17 protein-coding genes are annotated in these 24,538 nt (G+C 42.3%); 8 read left to right on the top strand and 9 right to left on the bottom strand.

All coding sequences use genetic code 11. The features are described 5' to 3' along the window. Nucleotides 1-50 precede the first annotated feature (50 nt). Nucleotides 51-686 (bottom strand): response regulator, encoded by a 636-nt coding sequence (locus tag C2M25_RS11605; RefSeq protein ID WP_054560701.1) that lies wholly within the window; start codon nt 684-686, stop codon nt 51-53. Nucleotides 687-689: 3 nt separating this feature from the next. Beyond that, nucleotides 690-1,586, bottom strand: a complete 897-nt coding sequence (locus C2M25_RS11600; protein ID WP_158679713.1) for a sensor histidine kinase — start codon at nt 1,584-1,586, stop codon at nt 690-692. Nucleotides 1,587-1,990: 404 nt separating this feature from the next. Between C2M25_RS11600 and C2M25_RS11595 the strand changes: the two genes are divergently transcribed. The 3 genes from C2M25_RS11595 (at nt 1,991) to C2M25_RS11585 (ending at nt 4,952) form a co-directional block, all read left to right on the top strand. Further along, nucleotides 1,991-2,803, top strand: a complete 813-nt coding sequence (locus tag C2M25_RS11595; RefSeq protein WP_105181164.1) for a MipA/OmpV family protein — start codon at nt 1,991-1,993, stop codon at nt 2,801-2,803. A gap of 15 nt (nt 2,804-2,818) precedes the next feature. Continuing rightward, complete coding sequence (locus C2M25_RS11590) at nt 2,819-3,472, top strand: hypothetical protein (protein WP_105181163.1); 654 nt, start codon at nt 2,819-2,821, stop codon at nt 3,470-3,472. Nucleotides 3,473-3,584: 112 nt separating this feature from the next. Beyond that, the gene (locus C2M25_RS11585) at nt 3,585-4,952 is read left to right on the top strand and encodes an alkaline phosphatase PhoX (RefSeq protein ID WP_105181162.1); all 1,368 of its coding nucleotides are present in this window, start codon (nt 3,585-3,587) and stop codon (nt 4,950-4,952) included. A gap of 14 nt (nt 4,953-4,966) precedes the next feature. Here C2M25_RS11585 and C2M25_RS11580 read toward each other — a convergent pair whose 3' ends face one another. From C2M25_RS11580 to C2M25_RS11570, 3 genes are all read right to left on the bottom strand, one after another. After that, nucleotides 4,967-5,659: an ATP-dependent Clp protease proteolytic subunit gene (locus C2M25_RS11580; protein ID WP_105181161.1), complete on the bottom strand. Its 693-nt coding sequence runs from the start codon at nt 5,657-5,659 to the stop codon at nt 4,967-4,969. A gap of 43 nt (nt 5,660-5,702) precedes the next feature. Beyond that, nucleotides 5,703-6,623, bottom strand: a complete 921-nt coding sequence (locus C2M25_RS11575) for an alpha/beta fold hydrolase (RefSeq protein ID WP_063700404.1) — start codon at nt 6,621-6,623, stop codon at nt 5,703-5,705. Between the two features lie 119 nt (nt 6,624-6,742). Continuing rightward, nucleotides 6,743-9,112 carry a TonB-dependent receptor domain-containing protein gene (locus C2M25_RS11570; RefSeq protein WP_105181160.1) on the bottom strand — a complete coding sequence of 790 codons (2,370 nt, stop codon included), beginning with the start codon at nt 9,110-9,112 and terminating at the stop codon, nt 6,743-6,745. A gap of 415 nt (nt 9,113-9,527) precedes the next feature. Between C2M25_RS11570 and C2M25_RS11565 the strand changes: the two genes are divergently transcribed. The 3 genes from C2M25_RS11565 to C2M25_RS11555 all read left to right on the top strand — a co-directional run bounded on the left by C2M25_RS11565 (nt 9,528) and on the right by C2M25_RS11555 (nt 15,086). Beyond that, a complete protein-coding gene (locus tag C2M25_RS11565; protein ID WP_105174709.1) occupies nt 9,528-10,778 on the top strand; it encodes an MFS transporter in 1,251 nt (416 codons plus the stop codon). A 185-nt stretch (nt 10,779-10,963) separates the two neighbouring features. Next, on the top strand, nt 10,964-14,473 hold the full coding sequence (locus C2M25_RS11560; RefSeq protein WP_158679712.1) for an ImpA family metalloprotease: 3,510 nt from the start codon (nt 10,964-10,966) through the stop codon (nt 14,471-14,473). Between the two features lie 139 nt (nt 14,474-14,612). Beyond that, nucleotides 14,613-15,086, top strand: a complete 474-nt coding sequence (locus C2M25_RS11555) for a VOC family protein (RefSeq protein ID WP_105181158.1) — start codon at nt 14,613-14,615, stop codon at nt 15,084-15,086. Here C2M25_RS11555 and C2M25_RS11550 read toward each other — a convergent pair. Further along, nucleotides 15,083-16,723, bottom strand: coding sequence for a hypothetical protein (locus C2M25_RS11550; RefSeq protein WP_105174707.1), 1,641 nt, complete (start codon nt 16,721-16,723; stop codon nt 15,083-15,085). The two genes, C2M25_RS11555 and C2M25_RS11550, sit on opposite strands and share 4 nt — an antisense overlap. A 235-nt stretch (nt 16,724-16,958) precedes the next feature. On the opposite strand from C2M25_RS11550, the gene C2M25_RS11545 reads away from it, so the two are divergent. Then, nucleotides 16,959-18,272 (top strand): DASH family cryptochrome, encoded by a 1,314-nt coding sequence (locus C2M25_RS11545; protein ID WP_105181157.1) that lies wholly within the window; start codon nt 16,959-16,961, stop codon nt 18,270-18,272. Nucleotides 18,273-18,387: 115 nt separating this feature from the next. Further along, on the top strand, nt 18,388-20,070 hold the full coding sequence (locus C2M25_RS11540) for a sensor domain-containing diguanylate cyclase (protein ID WP_063700393.1): 1,683 nt from the start codon (nt 18,388-18,390) through the stop codon (nt 20,068-20,070). Here the strand turns inward: C2M25_RS11540 and C2M25_RS11535 are convergent. The 3 genes from C2M25_RS11535 to C2M25_RS11525 all read right to left on the bottom strand — a co-directional run bounded on the left by C2M25_RS11535 (nt 20,056) and on the right by C2M25_RS11525 (nt 24,401). After that, entirely contained in the window at nt 20,056-20,625 is a 570-nt protein-coding gene (locus C2M25_RS11535; RefSeq protein WP_063700391.1) for a DUF2799 domain-containing protein, read from the bottom strand. The two genes, C2M25_RS11540 and C2M25_RS11535, sit on opposite strands and share 15 nt — an antisense overlap. Nucleotides 20,626-20,744: 119 nt before the next feature. Further along, complete coding sequence (locus tag C2M25_RS11530) at nt 20,745-22,412, bottom strand: asparagine synthase-related protein (RefSeq protein WP_158679711.1); 1,668 nt, start codon at nt 22,410-22,412, stop codon at nt 20,745-20,747. Between the two features lie 105 nt (nt 22,413-22,517). Beyond that, nucleotides 22,518-24,401 carry a propionyl-CoA synthetase gene (locus C2M25_RS11525; RefSeq protein WP_105181155.1) on the bottom strand — a complete coding sequence of 628 codons (1,884 nt, stop codon included), beginning with the start codon at nt 24,399-24,401 and terminating at the stop codon, nt 22,518-22,520. Nucleotides 24,402-24,538: the final 137 nt, after the last annotated feature.

Genomic DNA, 24,538 nt, shown 5'->3' with positions numbered 1-24,538 from the left:
GCGATTTACTTGTATGATAAAAGCTTAATGAGATTAAAAATGATTTGCAATCATATCAAACCTAGATCAATTGCTTTTAATGCTGCACGGGTTCTATCACGTACATCTAGCTTTCTGAGAATAAAAGACACTTGATTACGGATAGTCCCTTCAGACTTATAAAGTGCCTCGGCGATTTCACTATTTGAATAGCCTGCAGCGATTAAATTGAGCACTCTAAGCTCGCTTTTACTTAATTTATCAGGAGTTGCTAAAGAAGTATCGGTTGTTTTAGTGGGCTTATTCAAAATTCGCTCGGTGATCGCAGGAGCTAGCGCTGAGCCACCTTTAGCAAGTGTTTCGATGGCGCTGACCAAGCGCTCTAAATTAATATCTTTTAACGCATAACCTTTAGCACCATAGCGAATACATTCTAGCACTTGTTCACTATCATCAAAGGTCGTGAGTACCAGTACTGGTTGCCTCAGCTGTTGTGCTTGCATACTTTTCAGTACGCCAATACCGTCTAGAATAGGCATGCGAATATCAAGGAGTACAACATCAATAGAATGTTGCTTGAGCATCTCAAGAGCTGTTTGGCCATTGTCAGCCTCAGCCACGACTTGAATATTTGCTTTAAGGGCGAGTAAGCTTTTTAAGCCTTCTCTTAATAATGTTTGGTCATCAACGAGTAATACCCTAATCATTTTTTACGCCAAAGTATGTGGATTAAGTTTATGAGGTAGCGTTGCAGCAATCGCAAACCCATTATTATTTTGTTCAAACTCGATTGCCCCTCGCACTAAAGCTAAGCGCTCTTGCATGCCTGTTAAGCCATTGCCTAAGTTCAGCTTGGGCATTTCGCCGCCGTTATCATAAATAGTGAGATGCACTGAATCAGCTTGGAGGTCTAAGCTTACCGACAGCTCGGTCGCATCACTGTGTTTAATACAATTCGTAATCGCTTCTTGCACAGTATGAAATAACGTTTGTGCCAATAACGTATCACTTATTTTTATATTTTCATCGTAATTGAGTGTGACATTTAAGCCTGTAACATGGTTGCACAATGAATTCAGCGATGCATGTAAATCAATGGTTTGGTTTTCTCGCATTGACGAGACAGAGTCACGCACATCATTTAATAACAAGCGGGTAATTTGCTGTGCTTTAGTTATGTGTTTTGGTGCTTCATGGTTAGCACAATGATTGGCGACTTCTAGGTGAATACTGAGTCCCGTAAGGTGGTGGCCAAGGGTATCATGTAAATCTCTGGCAATACGAATACGCTCATCGCGAGTTGCGGTGTCGTTTAAAAGCGCTTGAGTTGCTTTTAATTCACGTAATAAATGGGCTGCTTGTTCTTTGGCTTTACGCTCAGAAATAAGCCGAGTAGCAAAGCGATAGGCAAAGCTATTGTATAAAGTGAAAGCCAACCCGTTGAGCAATACAAATTGCTTATCAAAGCCATAGTGAAGCGTCAGCGCCATCAAAAAGGGCAGGCAAATGAGTAAATAGAGGCTGGCTTTGTTTGGCTCGTAATCGCTCAATTTAACTAAGAAGATGATCAATAGAATTGCAACAAAGCCAATATTAAATAGCCACATCAATAGCACAACATTAGCGATAGTGAAGTTCAAAATACGGGTTTGATAGTGCTTAAATCGTGATCTGAAAAACTCAAAATAAATTAAAAAAGCAAAAAAGCTTATAAATAACACACTGATCAAAAAAGTATTTATTGTACTAAAACTTAGCTGCGCCGATTCTGCTCTTTGCGACCAAGCGTGCAGAGTATAAATAAACACAAACCCCCAGGTGATTGCTGAGAGTATGAAATCGCTTCGATGTATCAACGTTTGCAAGAGTTTGTTCATACGCTAAGTTTAATCCGCAATTATTCGTTTATGTATATGACAAATGTCACGATTAAATATGTGACATTTGCAGCAAGTCAGCCCTAATGGTGAGGCGTTAAACTACATTAAAACACCAATATAGGGACATTATCATGACCAAACATGAATTTCTGCGAAATAGTCTTTTTTCTTATCTGTTGATCACAGCTTATTTTTTAGCTGCATTATTTGTTGATGATGCCAAGGCCGATGAGCAATCACAGCAATGGCAAATGGAGGTCGGTGCTGCACAATTGGCCATTGATACAGCATGGCGAGATTACGATATTCAAACCATGGTCTTGCCATACTTCAACGCCCGAAAAGGCAACTGGCGCATTGGGCCTAAATATGGCTTAGTGCAATATGCCTTTTTACAAGGCGCTGAATTTGAAGCGTCAATGGGGCTTAGTTTCCGAGATGAAACCTACGATAGCAGTTTAATCTTTAGTGATGAGTTGTCGGATGATGAGGTTTTCACTGACTATAAAGACGGTAAAGGTGAGCTAACCTTCAAAACTCAGCTGCAATATAAACAGCTTTTTGTTCGTTTAGCGCAAGATATTTCGAATCACTCCGATGGACTTACGTTTCTTGCCCGCTATAACCTACCGATTTATGGCCAAGGATTAGGGTTACAGCTAAGTGCTGATCTCGGTTTTTATTGGCAAGATAAAAAATACACTCAATACCTGTATGGCATAGCTAATGGCAATATCGCCCCTGAGTTTGGCAGATATGAATATCAGCCAAGTGCAGCCCTTAACCCATTCACCTCGCTAAACCTGACTTATGTTTTTAATAAGCAGTGGTCTGTTTTTACGAGTTTGCGGTATGAGCAACTTGACTCAACTATCAAAAAAAGCCCGCTAGTGGGAGAAACTGCCAAGCAGCAATTCACTGCAACTATAAATTATCGTTTTTAGAAAAAGGGATGAGCAATGAATTATCTACTGAGATTATGCATTTTACTCTTACTTACTGGTTGTAATAGCGCTGAAGAGGAAGTGTTTGACGAAGACGATTTATACCAAGGTGTCTATGAAAATGACTATTATGTTTATAACTTTAGCGAGTACCCGGTTGATTTTTATATGATGAACCTACGAAATAACACACCAACAAGCGCAATTTATAAGGAGCAGAACTTCCAACAATCAATCGATGGCTACGGTGGTTTTGAAAAGCTTAACTTTAAGCGGTCTGTGGTCGGAAAGGTTGGCTTTGCAGCTTTTTATGATGCTGAAATAAAAGCTCATCTACAAAAGTGGGTTGTTAGTGATATAGCTAATTATGTGATCATTTATATGGATGGCGAAACGCTGAAACTGGCTTTTTTAGCACGCACTGAGGCTGTAGATAGTGGTGATTACCCTGTGGTTAGGCTGGTTAGTTTTATCGGCAATACGAACTACAGCTATAAACTTGCTAATAGTGAATTAACTGAAGCAACAGCAACAGCTTATATACCGCTAACTCATTGCGCTAGTGACTTACAAATTGCCGGTTTTGAATTTGATTTTTGTAACTTAGAGCAGCGTGGTTACTTAATTGTGCTGCTACCTAATGAGCAACTAGCAATCATCAAAGAGTAGTGCTTTATGACAATTTCGTGAATATTGTGATAATGTAACTTTTTATCGTTTCATTGCTTTATAATGCCTTTTTTATTTGTATGATAAAGCTGGTTTTTAGCTTGGAGTTAGCATGGTTTCACGTCGAGAATTTTTAGTAGGGGCGGGCACATTGGCCTTTTTAGGATTATCAAAAAGTGCCATAGGTAAAGTGTCGTTAGGTGATTTAAAAACAACGGCTGTGGGCTTTGGCCCATTAATTCCCGATCCAGATAAATTGCTCGACTTACCTGAGGGCTTTAGTTATCAAGTAGTTTCAAGCTTAGGTGAGAAAATGTCTGATGGGTTTACGGTACCCGATAAAGCCGATGGCATGGGCTGTCTAGCGCTTGGTAATGACCGTGTTGCATTAGTGCGAAACCATGAGCTTAAACCAAAAGACTTAGCGAAAGCTGAAGCAAGTATTGCCAATCATAAAACGCCGCTGGCTTTTGATACTAACAGTGACGGTGTGGCGTTACCGGGTGGCACAAGTCATATCATTTATAACCTAAAAACCCATCAAAAAGAGCAAGAATACTTGTCATTGGTCGGCACTATTCGTAACTGTTCTGGCGGTATCACGCCTTGGGGCACCTGGCTTACGTGCGAAGAAACCACAGATACCAAAGCTGATGGATTTAACCAAGATCATGGTTATATTTTTGAAGTACCCGCAAATAGCAAAGGCTTAATTAAACCTGAGCCATTAAAAGCCATGGGTCGATTTAATCACGAAGCGGCTGCTGTTGATCCGCGCACAGGCATTGTTTATTTAACAGAAGACAAAGGTGATAGCGTCTTTTATCGCTTTATTCCAAATGAATATGGCAAGCTGCATAAAGGCGGGCAATTACAAGCTATGGTGGTAAAAGGTAAGCCACAATTCGATAGCCGTAACTGGAATAATAAAGCCATGGGGCTACATCAAGAGCTTGAGGTTGAGTGGGTCAATCTAGATAACCCTGAAAGCCCGAAAGACGACCTACGCCTACGTGGCTACAAACAAGGCGCAGCATTGTTTGCTCGCGGTGAAGGTATTCACTGGGGTGATAAAGAGCTTTATTTCTGCTGTACCAATGGTGGTAAAAAACAACTTGGTCAGGTTATGAAATATCAGCCATCAGAATTTGAGGGCACAGATAAAGAAGCACAGCAACCTGGTAAAATCTCGTTGTTTGTAGAAAGTACCAGCAAAACCTTTTACAACTTTGGCGATAACCTGACTGTGTCACCTAATGGTCATTTAATTGTTTGTGAAGACCAATACACCGATGTGGTTGATAATCATCTTCGCGGTGTGACACCCCAAGGCCAAGTTTATAATTTTGCCCGCTTAGTGGCGCAAACCGAGCTGGCAGGTGCCTGTTTTTCACCAGATGGTAGCACTTTGTTTGTGAACGTTTACTCACCGTCAAAAACACTTGCTATAATAGGCCCATGGCATCAGTTTAGTGTTTAACAAATAAAAGAGCTTTACTCTAATTCATCAATTATTAGTAACGGAAAGTTCTTTGCTGAGCGGGGCTGCCAATCTGCAAACTCAATATTACTCACATTCAGTGTATTGAGTGCTTGTTTTGAGTAGCTCCAGCCTCTGGCTTTTTGTGCCACAGCTGCACGCTTTAGCTCTTCAGATAAACCAATGGTTAGCAAGTCATGCTTAACACCGCGTTTTGCATAAAAGGCTTTTTCACGTGCCACGGCTTTTGCGATTATTTCGTCGTATTGAGTGCGTAAAGCCTGCCACTTGGTTGTTTTTTCTGGCTCTTTTAAATGGCTTACCATGGCATCAATATCGCTATCTCGCCAGCGAGCTGAAGCGGCATCGCCGTGCCAACCGACAATGGCGTTATTAGCTATGGTAGTAGGGTTTCCTGCAAGCAATACATAATTAGCACACGACGAAAAGCAAAATTGTTTTACATGAACTTTTAAATTATGCGCCAAAATCAATTCTGCGAGATCCATACCCAAATCAACGTTTCCGCCACCACTGGTGATTTGTATGCTGTTTATGTTTGGTTGCTCAGCCAAAAGCTGTGCAACATGTTGATTGTTTTTGGCACTAATTTCGCCCTGATAAATAATGCGCTGCTCGCTTAGTGACACACCGGCAAAGCTTAACCAAGGGATAATTAAAAACAGACTAAAAAATACACGCAACATAAAACGCTAACCTTATAAATTGTATGATAATTCTATCACGCTTTTAGGGTTTTTTAGCGGCTTTTTTGGCGCTGACTTTAGCGGCGTGTTTGGCAATCCACTTAGTCATTTTTTTCATTAAGGCGGGTGGAAAATCATGGCCCATTCCGGGCACAACTTTTAGCTTACTACGCTTTATTAACAGTGCGGTGTTGATACCCGCAGACAGTGGCATAACAGGATCAGCACTGCCGTGGATCACTAATGTAGGGGCTTTAATCTTTTTTAGTAATTGCTCGCGATAAGGCGTTGCGGCAATGGCTGCAAGCTGACGTTTAAAGCCTGTTTGATTCGTGTGAGCCCGCTCAATATAGCGTTCTGCGTTGGCGTATAAAGCGTGTTCATCTTGTGGGTAGGCTGGGCTGCCAATGAGTTGGTTGAGCCTAACATTGTAATCAATAGCGGCTTCTTTATTACTGCTTCGGGGGCGTATTTTAGCGAGCTTTACTAATAGGTTTATGTTTGAACCCGAAAACGATAACGGCGAGCTACTCGACATAATTGAAGTTAAGCTCAGTACACGTTTTTTATACTTTGCCGCGGCAATTTGCGCAATCATGCCACCCATCGACGCCCCCACTAAGTGCGCTTTTTTGATATCCAGTGCATCCATTAATTCTTTTACATCGCGAGCCATGTCATCGAGCGAATAGGGCAGTTTTGCACGAATGGGTAATCGGCGGCTAAGCCAATGCTTTACAAGACTCGGCTTGCCTAACTCATCTAACGATGAGGATAACCCTGCATCACGATTATCAAAACGAATAACCCGAAAGCCTTTTTCGACCAAGCCAAAATAAAGTGACTCTGGCCAAACGGTAAATTGAGCACCTAAGCCAATAATTAAGATGATCACAGGTGCGTTTTCATCGCCTTCATCTTGATAACTAATACTGATACCACTGGCTGTAAGGATATGTTCCATAGACTGACAAATAAGCTTACGCAGGTATCATCAGCTTAGTGTGTGAAGTTGGCAGTTTAGTGACAGCAAGAAAAATAGACAGCACATGACTGCATGCTGTCTATTTTCAGGGAGTTTTCTTAGAAGTAAGCGGTAACGCCAATCCAGAAGTTACGGCCTTTATCTTTAACGTTGTAGTCGTCTGTGAATGTGACTTCACTAATTACACCGCGACCTGTTAGGTACTCATACTCACCATCGCCATTTAGGTCGGTATAGCTTGTGCTATAAGAGGTGAAATCTTCGTCTAATAGGTTGTTTACGCGGGCATTGATTTGCACGTACTCATTTACATAAAACTGCGCACCTAAATTAAGTAGGTTGTAGTTTTTGTAATACAGCGCTTTGTCGTGCACGTTATCCCAACCGCGATAACGGTCTGAACGATATACACCTTGTAGGTATAGGTTCATAAAGTCAGTCGCTTCCCAGTTTAGGGTAAGGTTTGCCATGTGCTCTGCGGAGTTCGTTAGTGGCTGACCTTGTTCAGGGCCGCTCTTTTGTTCGCTATCAGTCCAGGTATAGTTACCGTTAACAGACACTGTTTTGCTGATAGTATATTGGCCTGCAATTTCAACACCTTGTAGGTCTACTTCGTCGATATTGATTTTTTGGCTATAGCTATCGTAGCCAAGTTGATCGTACTGACCTAAGTTCACACAAGGGCGTACATCGTTAGTTTGCTCACAGCTTAAAATAGTGTCGCCGCTGGCAATTTTGTCTTCAAACTTGGTGTTGTAGTAAGTCACATTGATGTTGTGATCGCCATCAAGCGAAGTCCAGTAAAGGGCGATTTCAGAGTTCACACTGGTTTCTGGTTGTAAGTCTGGGTTACCCGCAAACGGGCTTGTGCCTTGACCGCCAAATCCGGTAATACCGTCATAAAGATCAGTGGTTTGTGGTGTTTTATAACCCGTACTTACACCCCCTTTTAGCGTCCAAGTGTCAGAGAGGTTATAGACACCGTAAACGCGCGGAGATACTTGGCTGCCAAATACATCATGGTCATCGTAACGAGCGCCTAATGTGAAGGTAAAGTTATCAGTTGCCATCCAGTTATCTTCGGCAAAGATTGAGTACATGTTTTGCTCTTGTACTTTGCCAGCTTGGTCACTTTCAAGGCCAAATACACCGTCTTTTAACTCGCCATCAATTAACTGTGCGCCAATTGCTAAATTATGGCTACCAAAGCTACCTGTGATAGGAATATCAAAACGTAAGTCATAGGTATATTGACTGCTTTCAAGTGGGCGAGCAGGGCGCGGTAGGAATGTTTCTTCAGCTAAATCTTTACGTGCTTGTTCGCCCATACCTTCGTATTCGCCAGTACCATCGTACATAGCTTGCAGCTCTAGGCGCTCGCTGACACTCAGTGGTAAAGTACGGCCATTATTTTGCGTATCAACATAAGAAACAGAAGCCTTCAGCGTTGCCCAATCAAGCTCGCCATCGTAGCTGATTGACCACCACTCACGGTCAAACTCTTGGTCTGCTGCATAACCTGCGCGCGGGTTTACTTGGCCGCGGCGGTCTTGCCAAATTGATTCAATATTATCTTTAGTGCCAAGCGGGTAAGTAATTGTGCCTGATTCGATGTCGTAGCTTGGCGTGTTGTCGTACACTTGGCTTGAATTATCATAATCAAAACGTAAATGATGAGACTCAAACGGGGTATAAGTTAGAGTAAAACCATACTGCTCGTTTGTGTTATCAACGGTACGACCGCCACTACCAAAACCTAATGAACGAGTATGAACAACACCATTTGGATCGGTTGCTGGTTCAAATGTTGGCGAAGATGCTTGTTGCTCGTAAACACTGCCGCGCACACCTAAGCTTAATACGTCTTTAATAAGTGGACCCATCACACTAAAGTCAGTGGTAATGTCATCGCCAAAATCATCGTTTTGCTGTAATGAACGGCTAAAAGACACTGCACCGCTCCAACTATCAGTGTGCTTTTTAGTGATGATATTAATTACACCACCCAATGCATCTGCACCATAAAGCGTTGATGCAGGGCCGCGAATTACTTCAACACGTTCAATGGCATCAACCGGTGGTACGTGGTTAAACGCGTTGCCACCAAAATTGTTTGGGTATATGTCGCCATGGTTATTTTGGCGTTTACCATCAATAAGTAACAGGGTGTATTCACCTGTTAAACCACGCATACTCACACTGCCTTGGCCCGTTTTATCTCGGGTTGTGCCAATGTCGATACCTTCTAAATACTGCACAGCATCAAGTACTGAGGTGAAGGCATGAGACTTAATATCTTCATTAGTGATAATTGAAATACTTGCAGGTGCTTCGGTAACTTTTTGCTCAAAACCTGTTGCAGTGATAACTAAGCGTTCCATATCTTGTTTTGGCTTAGCGTCATCAGCAAAGGCTGAAAAATGTGTTGCTATGGCAAGTGCCAGTAAGCTTGGTTTTATTGATTTCATTGTAGGTTTCCAGTTCTTTTTGTAGGTTATCCCTTTGAGGGACGTCGCGTATACTACAGAAATGAAAAATACGATCAATAACTATTATTATTTAGATTAATCTTTTTCAAGTTGGCTTAACATTATTCACAATTAAGTTGCGTTTGTTTTTTAGCTAATTAATACCAACCCGCTTAATTAAGTAGTCTATTTTGAGGCAATAAAACCTCGTTGATAGCAAGGCAAAAATTTCGTTATTTAGTTGTTCTAAATGAGAAATTTTTAACGCAGTTAGCGACAGGTTTAATCCCTCAAAATGATTAAGTATTATTGCGGGTTGGTATAACACGCTGTTACAAACAAGTTTTAGATTAAATGCCCAAGGCAGATTCAGTTCCTGTATAGTGTTTTAATCATCATCATAAAAATTAAAATAATGAATTCAGATATCTCTTTAGCGCGCTTTAAGCAGTTCCCAGTGCTTATGTGGATCTTCCTATTTGGCTCATTTATTACCCGTGGTAGCTATTACATGGTGTGGCCATTTCTTGCGGTGATCTTGTACGAAAAGTTTGCTTTATCGGCGACAGAAGTCGGTTTGGTACTTACCAGTGCCGCGGTGATTTCAGTGTTCACCAGTTTTATTGGCAGCAGCCTATCCGATAAAGTGGGCCGGCATACGCTGATGTACATTACCGGCGTGCTGTATATCATTTCTTTCTCGCTGTTAGCTGAGGTAGAAACCGTGGCCGGTTATGTGATTGTAATGACCTTATGCTCGATTGCGACTGCACTTTGGCGACCATTAACCAGTGCGGCGATTGGCGATATTATTGAGGATTCACAAACTCGTGAGCTGGCCATGCAGTCGCTGTACTTTATTGTTAATGTGGGCTGTGCGGTGGGTCCATTAGCAGGGGTATGGCTAGGTTTAACCGGTGAGCAGTCGAGCTTTTATATTACCGCAGGGGCATTTGCTATTTTATTGGTGCTGCTTGTTTGGGGCTTTAATTTTAGTGATAAAGCAGCAAAAAATACCGCAGCAATTGATGAGCCAGAAGAGAAAAAACCAGCTGTACAGGGCAAGCAAATCTTACGTATTCTATTTGCAGATAAGCTGCTGCAGTGTTTAATTTTAGCCAATATTTTGTGCATGTTTATTTATGCGCAAATGGATAGCTCACTCATACAATACCTAACTCGTGCAGAGGCGCCCGACCTACTTGCATTGATTTCTGCACTAATATTTACCAATGCGTTGGTGATCATTTCGAGTCAATTTCTGCTGTTAAAAATGATGGCACGATTTAGCCTAACGGTGCGCATTCAAATTGGCTTGGTGCTATTAATGGTGTCGCAGTTTTGGCTAGCACTTAATCCAATCGATTTATTCTGGGGCTGGATTGGTGCGATAGTGGTGATGAGTTTGGCCGAAACTATTTTGTTTCCGACGATGAACGTTCACCTTGATAGGCTCGCACCTTCTCATCTTCGTGGTGCGTACTTTGGTGCGGCTTCGTTTTATGATTTAGGGTTTGCTTTAGCACCACTCGGTGGTGGTTTAATTTTAGATTATTACAACGGCCCAACGTTATTTTTCGCAGCGGGAGGCCTTTGCCTTGTGGTGATTTATTTATACGCCATACTCGAAAAGTTACCCAGACCCGATTTTGCAAACCCGTCATAACCTTTAAAAAGCCCCTTTATGGGGCTTAAACAATTAATGACAGCGATATCAATTTACGTATTTTTTCCGAGATATTAGTTTGTAGTATCGGCTTATAATGTTAAAAAATTGTTTACCATACCGATAAGAACTCAATGAACGCACCCTACTTTTTGTGCAAACGCTCGCTATTATGCTCGGCTGTAATGCTAACACTTGCTGCTTGTGGCGGCTCAGGCTCAAATGAAACACAAACAACAACCCCTCCTGTAACCGAAACACCGCAAAACCAAGCGCCGCAAATCAGTGGTCAATCACAGACTTTACGTGTTGGTGAAACCCTGAGTTTCAGCCCTGAAGTCTCTGATCCAGATAATGACCCACTTACTTTGTCTGTAACAAACTTACCAAGTTGGCTAAGTTTTAATGAAGCCTCAGCAAGTATCAGTGGCACACCAGAGCAAGCAGGTAAGTATGCAAACATTGAGTTTACAGTCACTGATGGGCAGCTCTCTGCCCAGCTTTTGATTGATATTAATGTAGAAGCCAAACTTATTGAAAATACGCCGCCAACGCTCACGTCCACCCCATCGGATAGCAATGAAGGCCAAGCTTATACTTACCAGCTAACATTTACTGATGCACAAAATGACACTGTGGTAGTAAGTGAAGTTAGTAAACCCGATTGGCTTAGTTTTGATGCAAATAACCTCAGTTTTAGCGGCTCGCCCTTGTTTGCGAATACGGGCGAACAGCAAATTCGTTTTCGTTATTCAGATGGTGAAGTAACGCAGCAGGCAGAGCAAACATTTAACATCGCTGCCAGAGCAAACTCGGCGCCTGTGGTGTCTCCACTGAGTAGTGAAGCGCGTGCTGAGCAGTCATTGAGTGTGCAGTTAATCAGCACCGATGCAGACAACGATGAAGTGAGCTTAACCGTAACAGGTTTACCAACGTGGCTAAGTTTTGATGAGCAAACTAGCATCTTATCTGGCACCGCGAGTAATGAAGACCTTGGTGAACATAAATTCACAATCACAGCCTCTGACTCACGTGTACAAGCAAGCTTCGAGTTTGAGTTAAACATTACTCAAAGCTATGTAGCTGAGGCACTCGAAACTGGTAATGCGCTAGTTGTGCCAAACAGTGAATTGCTACTAGATGCGACACTTAATGAAATTGATAGCCATAAAGCGCGCTTTCAAAGCATTAAAAATAGCTTATTTGGGTTTGGCTCAAGCTCTGCCCTTGATGAATTAAGTTGGTATCCAACATGGGATGCAACGCTATTAACTGCTACGTATCCATTCAATGAGCCAGTACTACTTACCAACAATAGTTGGCAAGATGGTTACGAGACAAAAGTCAGAAACCTTGCCGTTGTCGGGACTAGTAATGGTGAGCAGGGCCGCTACTTGGTATTTGGTAGTAATCCTTATCGAAATACCATTAACGAGCAAATGACTCAGTTTTTGAAAAACAGCACCACCTGGTTAGCTGGTAGAGAAATAACCGCAGAGCAGCCACTCAAACTTGTATTAGCGCAACTTGATCAAAGCTATTACTTTCAAGATAGGATCAAAACGCGAGAGTGGTTTGATAGTCAATATGAAGGCATGGTGAGCTATAACGACAATACAAGTTGTGACAACGACGCTCTAGCGGCGTGTTTAACATCTGACACGGATGTACTGATTATCTCTCAGCATGAGCGTGAAGGATTAAATATTGATAATGTTGTGGCTGCAGTAAAGCAAGCGCAAGAAAACGATATAGCAGTGATCTATATTCAGCGTGATGGTAGCCAAACAGCACTAGGTAGAGCATTATTTGAATTACTCCATGTGAGCGTTGCAGGTGATAACTATTGGCACCGATTAGAACTGGCACAGTGGAACCCAATTACTATCAACGACAGCTTGCCAACTGATGCGCAAACTATTAAAGACTTACTTAGCCGCTTTAAAAGCAGCGAATTTAGTGTTGATTTAAGTGCTTGTGATAACCGTAGCTGCCCAGCTGAAAGCCAATATCAGCAACAATTTAGTGATGCGGCAACGATCATTAATTCGGTTTTTAGAGGTTTTGACCAAGCGAAAACAGATATCTTTACAGAGCAGGGCTATCGCTTTTACCAGTTACTGGCGCTGCTTGCAGATCATTATCGCCAAGTAGTGAACTTCCCGATGGATAAGCTAAGCACCGATAATACAAGCTTCTTTCGTGCCCTGTTTACTGATCATGCGGTATTAAATATACGTAAAGTCAATCCACTTCAAGTTGATATGGGTAATTTCAGCCGTAGTGATTTTAGTCATGTAACACCTAAAACCGTCACCGTGAATATGCAGAGTAAGGCGTATTTTCGCTCAACGGGTGTGTATGCCTTGCCGGGGCAAACGTTTGCTATTAAACGCACCGATAATCAAGCAGTGAATACTAAGGTGTTTGTTAATACTCTGCGTGATGGCGCAACACATTACATGAGCAGCAATGGCTATAATCGACCCGCTAAATTGCAGTCGGTTCATGTGCCTATAGAGACAAATGAAACAGTCTATTTTACGTCACCTTATGGTGGGCCAATTCAAATTGAGTTTGATAAAAATGATTTAGATGTCAGCTTTGAATTTAGCAATGTAGGTGAGCACCCTTATTGGCGTAGCAGCAGTGATGATGAGCGCTTTGCTGAGTTGCTTGAAAAAGGTGACTATGATTGGGCTGAGGTAGCAACCGGTGGCTTTGAAGTGCATTCAAAGCTCGAGAAAATGCGTATTTCAATTAACGATGGTTATTGGCCTGTAGCGTCTGACTTCGCCCATGCAGTAGAGCGTTATACTCATAACTATCCGCATGTACTTGCTGGTTTCAAAGGGCCGGGCATCGATGTGGTTAGCGAAATTCATGACTTTGCGAGTGCACGCAATATCGAAGTGCAAACAATAGATATTGTAAAACATATGAATGCAGACCAACCGACCTGTGGTTGGGGCTGTTCTGGTAATCCGTATGACGCAGGTTGGAATTTTAATCCAACTGGGCATGGCGATATCCATGAATTAGGACATGGTCTTGAAAGAGGGCGCTTCCGTATCGAAGGGTTTGGTGGCCATTCAAATACCAACTTTTACTCCTACTACAGTAAGTCGAAGTTTGAAGATGAAACGGGCTTTTCGGCATCGTGCCAAAACTTGCCATTCGAGAACTTGTTTGATCAGTTACAAGCCAGTAAACAAAGTGCAGATGCATTTGCTTATATGCAAGATTTAGCAATGTCAGAGTGGTCGCAAAGCCACGCTATTTATTTACAAATTATGATGGCCGCACAGGCACACAATAAGCTTGAAAACGGCTGGCATTTATACCCTCGCTTACACATTTTGGAGCGTGCGTTTAATCTAGCTGATAACAGCGAGACTAATTGGCAGGCACAAAAAGATGCACTTGGCTTTTCAAGCTACAGCTTGTCGGAGGCACAAAGCATAGGCAACAATGATTGGTTATTAATAGCGCTTTCAGAAGCAACCGAGCTCGATTTGAGCAACTACTTCAGCATGTGGGGCATGGCAACGTCAGACAAAGCAAAACAGCAGGTTAAAACGAAAAGCTACACGGTATTAGGTGATGTTTACTATGCCTCATCTGCCACCGGCTATTGCACCACGTTAAATCAAACAGAGGTTGCAATAGATGGGGCGCAAAGCTGGCCTGAATAATACACCGCTTTGTTAAGTTGATTGGTATTCATATTTAAAACGCCAGCGAAAGATTTCGCTGGCGTTTTTACTATTAGATTCGTGAAATTAGCTACAGCTGCTACCTTTATAACTCACACATTTATCGTTGAGGTGTAACATGGCTGTTTCTGCAATCCCAAAAGGTTTCCATGCGGTAACCCCGTATTTGATTATTGATGGCGCAACAAAAGCTATCGAATTCTATAAGCAGGCTTTTAATGCCGAGCTTATAATGCAAATGCCAATGCCTGATGGTGGGGTGGCGCACGGCGAGATAAAAATAGGCGACTCCTACATCATGCTTTCTGACACCTACCCTGAAATGGAATACAAATCTCCACAGCAGCTTGGCGGTACACCTGTCAATATGATGCTGTATGTTGAAGATGTCGATGCTGTTTTTGCCAAAGCGTTGTCGCTTGGCGCGAAAGAGCTACGCCCTGTGCACGACCAATTTTATGGTGATAGGTCGGGTACGTTAGCCGACCCTTTTGGCCATATTTGGAACATCGCGACACATAAAGAAGACCTAACTGAACAAGAATTAATCGAGCGCATGGGAGAGCTCATGAGTAAAGAGCAGGATGCTTAAAAAGTTGTTTCAACCGACATTCCTATTTGCCATGAATCAACGTCTTGGTAACTGCCCAGAGGCGTACTAAAGTCGATATGGATCACATTGTCGTTACTTGAGCGCGATGAATATAGGCGAATACCTAGACCTGCACTGGTTAGCATTGAATCTGAAATATTTGCAGTTTCAGTGCTGCCAAAAGCTTGGCCTACATCAACAAAGCCAACAAAGCCTACATCTACAAACTGATACAGATTGATGTTAGGGTACATTCTTAGTTCCGCCGTTGCTTGTACGCTTGAAGTACCATGTTGGTAACTTTCTGGGAAGCCACGCATACCTTCTTCACCCCCAACAGCCAGTGGTTTGTCAGCAAATTCATGGTTTTGCCAATGACCATTTAGATGCGCATAAAAAGCAAATGAGTCTGACCAGCGATAGTTCATTTGTGCTTTTGAATAAAGCGCTAAACGGTCATCAAGCTCAGTTCCGACATTGCCTTTGATTCCAGCGGCAAATCGATACAAGGCGTTATTGTTAAACCACGCTTTGGTAAGGTTTGTATCAAATAAAAAGCCTTGACCAAAATTTACGGTATCGATGGCAAACTTTGAATTTAGCTCCCAACCTAGGTTAACGTCTTCGTTGTGGTTTATTAGGTCAATATCGTGCAAAACGGCGTAATTGTCTTCTAGCCAATGTAATCCGACCCAAGGCGCTGCAATGGTGTAATCGTTAAGGCCTGCAAGCAAAGGCTCTGTTTCAAAAGGGCGGTAACTGACATCTTCGTAATCAATCCCAGCAAGCCAGTGAAAGGTTTGCTGACTGTCTTGCGATAAAATTCCGCCGTAAGCAAACTGGGCGATTAATTCATCAGTAAAAAACTCTGAACGTGTCATGCCATTTTGATAGATATAACTTTTTTGCTTTTGTGATTTAGCAAAGTAGCGCATAAGTGCGTCACTGCTGCGTTGATAAAAAGGCTGATGATAATCCACTAAAAACACTTGCCCGTCATCGTAATCATCAGCTTGTAAAGTGAGGGTTGCATGAGGCTGCCAAGGCACTGGCATTTGCAGCACTGAGTGGTAGCCTGAGCGTTCATGATCTGATTTATACTTTAATGATGCGCGAATACCGTAGCCTAAAAAGTTTTCTTCTTTAAAACCTAAGCTGTATTTATTATTGCCGCTACTACGGCCAAAATTAATGGTTGGCAATAAACTCCAGGTATCCCAGGTATCGATTTGCACCACGCGGGGTTCATCTTCAAGGCAATCTTTTGTATAGCTAACCTTGGCATCTCTTAAATATTTTTTGCTGCGCAGAATACGCTCCGCTTCTTGTAGCTGACGCTCACTGACTTGGTCACCCTCTTTGAAGGTAATTTGCTCACTAACAACTTTGTTTTTGGTATCTATGTGCAGCCAGTTGATAAAGCGATGTAGGGCGGTTGTTTCAGGGTCATTAGGATCGAAAATCGTATGCGTATCAATGTTGAGTTTATCAACAGTGATGTCTTTGTCTTCGCTTAACTCTGCAGTAGGTTTGCTTTTTACTTCACAAACCACATCTAAGCTTAAAGGCTCGTTTGCATAAACAGTCCCTGTAGCAGTGCATGTTATTAATAAAACGGGTGTTATTTTATTCATCATTATTATGCCTACTAAATACCAAGGAGATGCAGCGTGTTTGGCTTTATCAACCTTTAAATTCTTTACAGTTATCAGCATAAAATCGCTAACTTAAGAAAAACTTAACTAAAACTTAAACTTCATTGAAGATTGTAAGTTTATGATTAATAAACGTTATGCTAACTAACTGTGGCGAAGTTAATCGATAAATAGCTGGCTTACGTATGATTTCTTAAGGTTTCTAATTGAGTAAATAATGAAAAAGCGTGTTTTATATTGGCTGCAAAATGATTTACGCCTAGTCGACAATGAAATTCTATCTGAGTTAGCTGATTTTGATGGTGAGCTTGATTTAGTGTTTGTGATTGAGCCGCGCTGGTTTAGGCAAACTAACTATCAATCAAAACCGTATGGGACGCATAAATACCACTTTTTACGTGAAAGCCTAGCAGCATTTGCACAAGCTGTTGAGCAACTCGGGCAAACACTTCATGTAATTACAGGTGAGCCTGAGCAAGTAATCAGTCAGCGATTACAAAAGTACGATATTGAAACTTTGGTTTGTACCGAGCAAGTTGGCGTTTATGAGCAAAAACAGCTAAGTAAAATCACCGCATTATGCCCACAAGTGACGGTAAAAACGTATCAACAAGATACCTTGTTTAAAGCAACGGACTTGCCTTTTCAGCTTGATGATCTACCTAAAAACTTTACTGCCTTTCGCAAAAAGGTAGAAGCTGAGCCAACCTTTATAGCCGCGCCACAGCAAGCGGTTAGCCACTTACCTCATCCTGTACAACTATGCCCTGACAACCTTATTGCTGATGTTGCAACTCAATCGGGCGTTTTTAAAGGTGGTTTACTTGCAGCTCAGCAGCATTGTAATGCGTACTTCTCATCTCAGGCGCCAAGCAGTTATAAAGAAACACGTAATGAGTTAGACGGCTTTAGCAACAGTACTAAGTTCAGTGTATGGCTCGCAGGTGGCACAATTAGCGCAAAACAGCTATACCGAGAAGTGGAAGTGTATGAGCTACAAAACGGTGCGAATGAGTCGAGCTATTGGATAAAGTTTGAATTACTGTGGCGCGAATATTTTAAGTGGCATGCAATGCGCTCTGGCGCAACACTCTTTCAGTTTAAAGGGCAAAAGCACAGTGCACCGCTGACGACTTTTAACAGCCAGCGCTTTAATGCCTGGTGCCAAGGTCGCACGCCATTTGCTTTGGTTAATGCAATAATGCATGAGCTTAATGCGACAGGCTATATTGCTAACCGCTCTCGGCAAATTGCAGCAAGTTGTTTAGTTAACGAGCTTGAACTGGATTGGCGCTATGGCGCAGCGTATTTCGAACAGCAACTCATCGATTACGACGTGGCTGCAAACTGGGGGAATTGGCAATATATTGCGGGGGTCGGCGTTGACCCTAGAGGCGGTCGACATTTTCATATTAATAAGCAAACAGCCCTTTATGATCCTCTGGCGCGGTACATTCGAAAATGGCAAGGAGATCAAACCATCGTAAGCACAATCGACAGTGTTGATGAGGTGGATTGGCCAAAAATGTAATAGCCTGCGTTAGATCAATATTCTTCACGGATTTTTAGTGTTTTTTTATTTTGTTAACTAAAATAATGATTAAGGCTTACTTTTATTTCGGGTGAGCTAGTTAACAAGGCTAATTATGGCATTTAGTGAAGGGTATGATGCGATTAAATCGCAGCTTGGATTAGACATTGCTCAGCTAATTCTCGACAGTGGGGATGCGGGTGTCTGGCTTTGGAATGTACAAACAGGCGAAACCATTTTCAATGATAAGTGGGCCGATATTATCGGTTACACACTGCAAGAATTATTGCCAGTTTCAATAGAAACTTGGCTCAGCTTTGCTCACCCTGACGACCTATCAAAATCGGAACAGCTATTAAACGCTCACTTTAAAGGTGACTCTAAGCGTTATATTTGCGAAGCGCGAATGAAGCACAAACAAGGGCATTGGGTTAAAGTGCTCGATAAAGGCCAAGTGCAAAGTTGGGATGAAAATGGCAATCCTGAATGGATGCTAGGCGTTCATATCGATATTACTGAACAGTGGTTAAAAGAGCGAGAAATTGAGTTTTTACATGCTAAATTGCAAAAGTTTACTGATAACTTACCGGGGTTTGTTTATCAGTATGTGGTGGAAAAAGATGGCACCGCATATTTTCCTTTTGCCAGCTCCAAAGTCTTCAAGATTTATGGCTGCACAGCAGATGATATAAAAAATTCTGCAGATTTAATCATGCAAACGATTCACCCAGATGATTTAGAGCGAGTCGTTAAAAGCATTGAGAAATCGCGAGTCGAATTATCCGATTGGCATGAGGTATATAGAGTTAATCACCCAACTAAAGGTGTGATTTGGGTTGAAGGAAAATCCTCACCTATTGCCCGTGCTAATGGCAGTGTTGAGTGGAATGGTTATTCAGAAGATGTCACTGAAGAAGTTAAAAGCAACGAAAAAATACAGCTGCTTACAGCCGTTTTCTCAACAACAAGCCGCGGTATATTAATAACCACCTCTGAGCCTAAAATTGTGGATGTTAACCCTGCTTTTGAGCAAATTACAGGCTTTTGTAAGGCAGAAGTGCTTGATAAAAACCCATCTATACTTTCAGCTAAGCAGCAACCCACAGAGTTCTTTGAGTTGATGTGGGAGAGTTTAATACACAATGGGCGCTGGCAAGGTGAAATATGGAACAAGCGCAAAACCGGTGAAGTTTTTCCTGAGTTGTTAACCATAGATGCCATGTATGACGAACATGGTCAAGTGAGTCATTACATTGGTGCATTTGATGATATTTCGCAGGCAGTAGAAAAGCGCCAACTGCTTGACGAATTAGTCAATCAAGACCCTCTTACTAAGCTGTTAAATCGGCGAGGTTTAGATATTCAGTTACATTCATTTTCTCATCATGCGGCGAATGAAGGTAACCAGTTCTCGTTGATTTATGTCGACCTTGATAACTTTAAACTGGTGAACGATACCTTTGGTCACGAGCAGGGCGATAATCTACTTCTTGAAATCAGTGAGCAGCTTTCACTTCAGCTGCGTGATAAAGACATATTAGCGCGCATTGGTGGCGATGAGTTTGTGATTGTGTTGCCAACGTTAGCAAAACTCTCTGTTTGCCAAGACATTGCTGGACGCTGCCAAAAAGCAGTAGAAGGCGTAGCAAAGCGCTACGCAACAAAAGTGCCTGTGAGTGCTAGTTTTGGTATCGCGCTTTACCCAGAAGATGGTAAAAACGCCAAAGAGTTACTCGCCACAGCTGACGAGCAAATGTATAAGATGAAGCTTAAACATAAAGCATCACCACTCGGTTGATATTTCGACACTCGGCAATTTATTTAAAAGCGGAAGTAAAGCGCGCTCTTTGCGTAAGTCTTTGCGCTCGTTTTCTAAGTCTTTACGCTCTCGATATAGCGCTTTTTGCTGGCTATTATCAAGCTGATTGCTGTTAAGCTCTGCACGAATATCTTTTAGGCGACGGTCTATGTCGTCAATTCGGTCATCAATGTATATCAGCCTTTGTTGTACTTCGTACCTATCATTACCTTCTTGCCATGCTTTACGAAACGCCGTGCTATTACAAACACCATTGTAAGATGCGCCTTGCATACCAAGCGTAAAGCCATTTTCGGGCTCACAATACACTGCCAGACCTTGATCATATCCCACTTTATATTCAGCAATATCGGCACTTACGCCATATTCGCTGCATTGTGATAAGGCATCTATGCCATCACGATACTCAGTGCCATCTGCACCATGTTTATAACCAATACCATGCCAATTGGCTTGTAAACATTCATCTTTACTGACTGAGGTACAGCCTGCTAATACGATTAATGGCAGTAGAGGAAGTGTCCATTTTCTCATTAAAGTCTCAGCTTAAATTATTAATAACTGACTTGATTCTAGCCTGTAATATTATTTTTTAGAAAGTAGTTTTTGTATTTCATAATAATGCCCTCAGATGAGGGCATTATGACTATCAATTACCACTGACAAAACCGCTGAGCAATGCGTATATTTGGCTGGGCATTCTTTAAGTGAGCTAATTGTAATAAGCATAACGCGGTAAAGTGACTGCGTTTGATCAATTGATGGCGATCAAAGCGCATGATCTCGTACCACAGCTTAAAGAGCTCGCCAAAACGCATCAGATTGTTATTGTTAAACTGCCACTGTGATTGGTAATTTACCTTGATAGGGCAAGGCATATGACCCGGATAAGCTTGCCATGGTGCAAGCATAGCACGTGGGTAACTGGTTTTAAGCCAGCGTTGATAAAAGCGGTGCTTACGAACATATTCAACAGGGACAGCTAGAGGATATTGCAGTACTTTCCACGAATAAAACGGATGGAAGAACTCCATTTTAAATTCGCATACTTGCTCGTTCGGAATGCTTAAATGATGGTGTTGATCATTGAGTAGTAAAAACAATTGGAATGCTTTTTCCAGTGGTAATTCAGCCAAGGGTTTAAAACTAAGTTTTAGGTTATCAATTAGTTTTTGTTGCAGCATAGACGCATTATGAACCACTGACTTTGGCAAATAAGCGTACTGCTGATCTAAATAAGCTTGAATGAGCTTATCAAGATTGTTTTCTTTTGCCGCCTCATAAATAGCGTCGCCATAAAATACGGCACCTAAACCAACACTGCCACCATTACCTGACCAACTAATTTGTGGTCTTGAAACGGTTTTATATTCATTGTGATGTGCTTTGCGCCAGTATTTGCCAAGGCGCTGCTCAACAGAGAGCTTTTGCGTGTCGCGTACTTGCACAACTTCAAGTTTAAGGGCATTTTGCGAAGCATATTGTTTTGCGCAGTAGAGATCTTGGCTATCTGATTGCGAAAAATTAAACGACTTAAGCTCAACACCTTGGCGTAAGAGCTCGCAGTTAATTAACCGTGAATCAAGGCCACCTGACAGAGTGCTCAGCACTTTTTTATCGGTGTGCATCGCTTTTGTTACCACACTGCGAAAAGCCTGAGTAACGCCTTCAATTGCATCGGTCACCTCTCGGTTTTGTTTGGCAAGGGCGACCCAATCAAAGTAACGTTGCTTTACCACGCCGTGGCTGGCATCAAAACGTAATATTTCGCCTGGGTATGAGCATTTAATGTTTTTATAAGGCGTGTGATCTAATAGCGGGTAACCAAGCACAGCAAGTTCTGTGAGTGCTTCGGCATCGCTTTCAAGCTCAATACTCAGTTGTTTAAATATCCCCAAGTTGGTTGAAAACAGTAAGCCTTGCGCCGTTTTTAAGGTGTAAAATGGTTTTAAGCCAAGTGGGTCGGTGGCAAGTACTAAGCTGCCTAATTGGCTATTAAACTGGCAAAAGCTAAAAACCCCTTCACATTGCTGTAAGCAGGTGTTGAGCGAAGCTGTATTGGCCATGGCTTTTAAATCATCACTGCGCGAGCTGCTGAGTAAAGGATGACCAATCAGCGTTGCAATTTGCGACTCAGTTTGCAACCAACTCGCTTGTTGGTAAGCATCAAAGTCATAGTGAAAAATAGCTCCATTATCACAATCAAAGCGCTGAACATCTGCTTTTTTATAGCGATTAAATACATCAGCTAGTTGATTAATATAATGAAATTCTGTTTTGCCTAATTCATTGAATTGGATATAACCTGCGATAACAGCCATGTTAACCACCTTTTCGTTTGCTAACTTACATGTAAAGTTGCAAGCCATAGGCCAAAACGAATAAAGGCCTTAAACAAGGCCTTTGGGTAACATTACAAAAGCTGATCAGCGATTGTTAAGTTGTTGGTTGATTTCATCAAAAATACTTGCATCATCAATGGTGGATGGAATTTGTAGTTCTTCACCATCGACCAATTGACGTAAGTTCTTTCTGAGTATTTTCCCTGAGCGGGTTTTTGGTAAGCGCTCAACATGCAAAATATTCTTTAAGCAGGCAATGGCGCCAATTTGATTTCTTACCGATAGGATCAACTGTTGCTCGACTTCTTTGCTATCGCCAAGGTAATCGTCTTTGAGCACTATCATCGCCATAGGTAATTGCCCTTTGAGTGCATCGTTAACACCAAATACTGCGCATTCAGCAACAGCAGGGTGGGCTGCTACAATTTCTTCCATTTCACCGGTTGATAAGCGATGACCCGCAACGTTAATTACATCGTCGGTACGACCCATAATAAATAGATAACCATCGTCATCAATATAGCCGCCATCACCAGAAAGGTAATAACCCGGGTACTCGCTTAAGTAGCCCGCTTGAAAGCGTTCATTGTTTTGCCAAATTGTTGGTAAACAGCCAGGAGGTAAAGGCAGTTTAATAACCACAGCGCCACTTTCGTTTGCTGCGCACTGCTCACCATTCATATCAAGAATTTGTACATCAAATCCCGGTGTTGGCACCGTCGAACTACCCGGCTTAGTAGCAAGTTGTTCAATACCAATTGGATTACACGCAATTGCCCAACCTGTTTCTGTTTGCCACCAGTGGTCGAGTACAGGCAAGCCGGTGTTGTCTTTTAGCCATTCATAAGTGGGTGGATCTAGGCGCTCACCGGCCAAGAATAAACGTTTTAAACTTGAGGTATCGTATTGTTTAAAGCCCTCGGCGGTAGGGTCTTCTTTTTTAATTGCGCGAAACGCAGTTGGAGCACTGAATAAGGCGGTGACTTTATAATCTTCTACAACACGCCAAAACGCACTGGCATCTGGGGTTCTAATGGGTTTACCTTCATAAAGTACGGTGGCGCAGCGATAAATGAGCGGTGCATATACAATGTATGAGTGACCAACAACCCAGCCAATATCAGAGGCAGCCCAAAATACCTCGCCGGGTTTCATGCCATACACGGTTTCCATGCTGTAATGCATTGCAACTGCGTGACCACCGTTTTCTCGAACCACCCCTTTAGGTGTGCCTGTGGTGCCTGATGTGTAAAGAATATAAAGCGGGTCGTCGCCTGCAACAGGCACTGCATCGACTGCACTTGCTGTATCAGAGGCTGATTGCCAATCGATGTCTCGGCCATCTTGCATGTCGGCAATGGCTTGTTCACGCTGAAATACAATACAGTGTTCAACAGTATGCTTGGCAGTTTCGAGCGCTTCATCAAGCAGTGGTTTATATTCAATCACATGATTAATTTCGACCCCGCAAGACGCAGTAAGCACAAGCTTAGGCTTTGCATCATCAATACGCACCGCGAGTTCGTGCGGTGCAAAACCACCAAATACAACGGAGTGAATGGCACCAAGGCGCGCGCACGCTAGCATACCAATAACCGCTTGTGGGATCATTGGCATATAAATGACTACACGGTCACCTTTGCTAACGCCAAGGGATTGCATGAGTCCTGCAAATTTAGCAACTTGAGTTTGTAACTCGCCATAAGTGTATTGTTGTTTGGTATTGGTAACAGGGGAGTCGTAAATCAGTGCAGTTTGGTCGCCATAGCCTGCTTCGACATGTTGATCGAGGGCTAAGTAACAAGTGTTTAACTGACCATCGGCAAACCAATGGTAAAAATCATTATCGTCATATTGATAAGGGGCACTTGGCTCTTTAAACCAAGGAATTCGTTTACTTTGCTCAAGCCAAAACTGACCCGGATCGCGCTGGAACTGTTGATATTGTTGTTGATATTCGCCCGCCATTGTGAGGCTCCTATACTTTTTAGTGAGAGACCCTAAAAAATGTAGGTGTTTTTTTGATTAAATAATATGCGACCTTGGTCGGCATTAATTGGGCTAAATGTCGTGAAATCGCCCTGTTTAGGGGCGATTTTAGGGAA

It is taken from the genome of Pseudoalteromonas sp. T1lg21, assembly GCF_002964625.1.
In the GTDB taxonomy this organism is placed as follows: Bacteria; Pseudomonadota; Gammaproteobacteria; order Enterobacterales; family Alteromonadaceae; genus Pseudoalteromonas; species Pseudoalteromonas gelatinilytica.
Note: the sequence above shows the minus strand (reverse complement) of the source record. Positions and strands in the feature narration are given on the sequence as shown.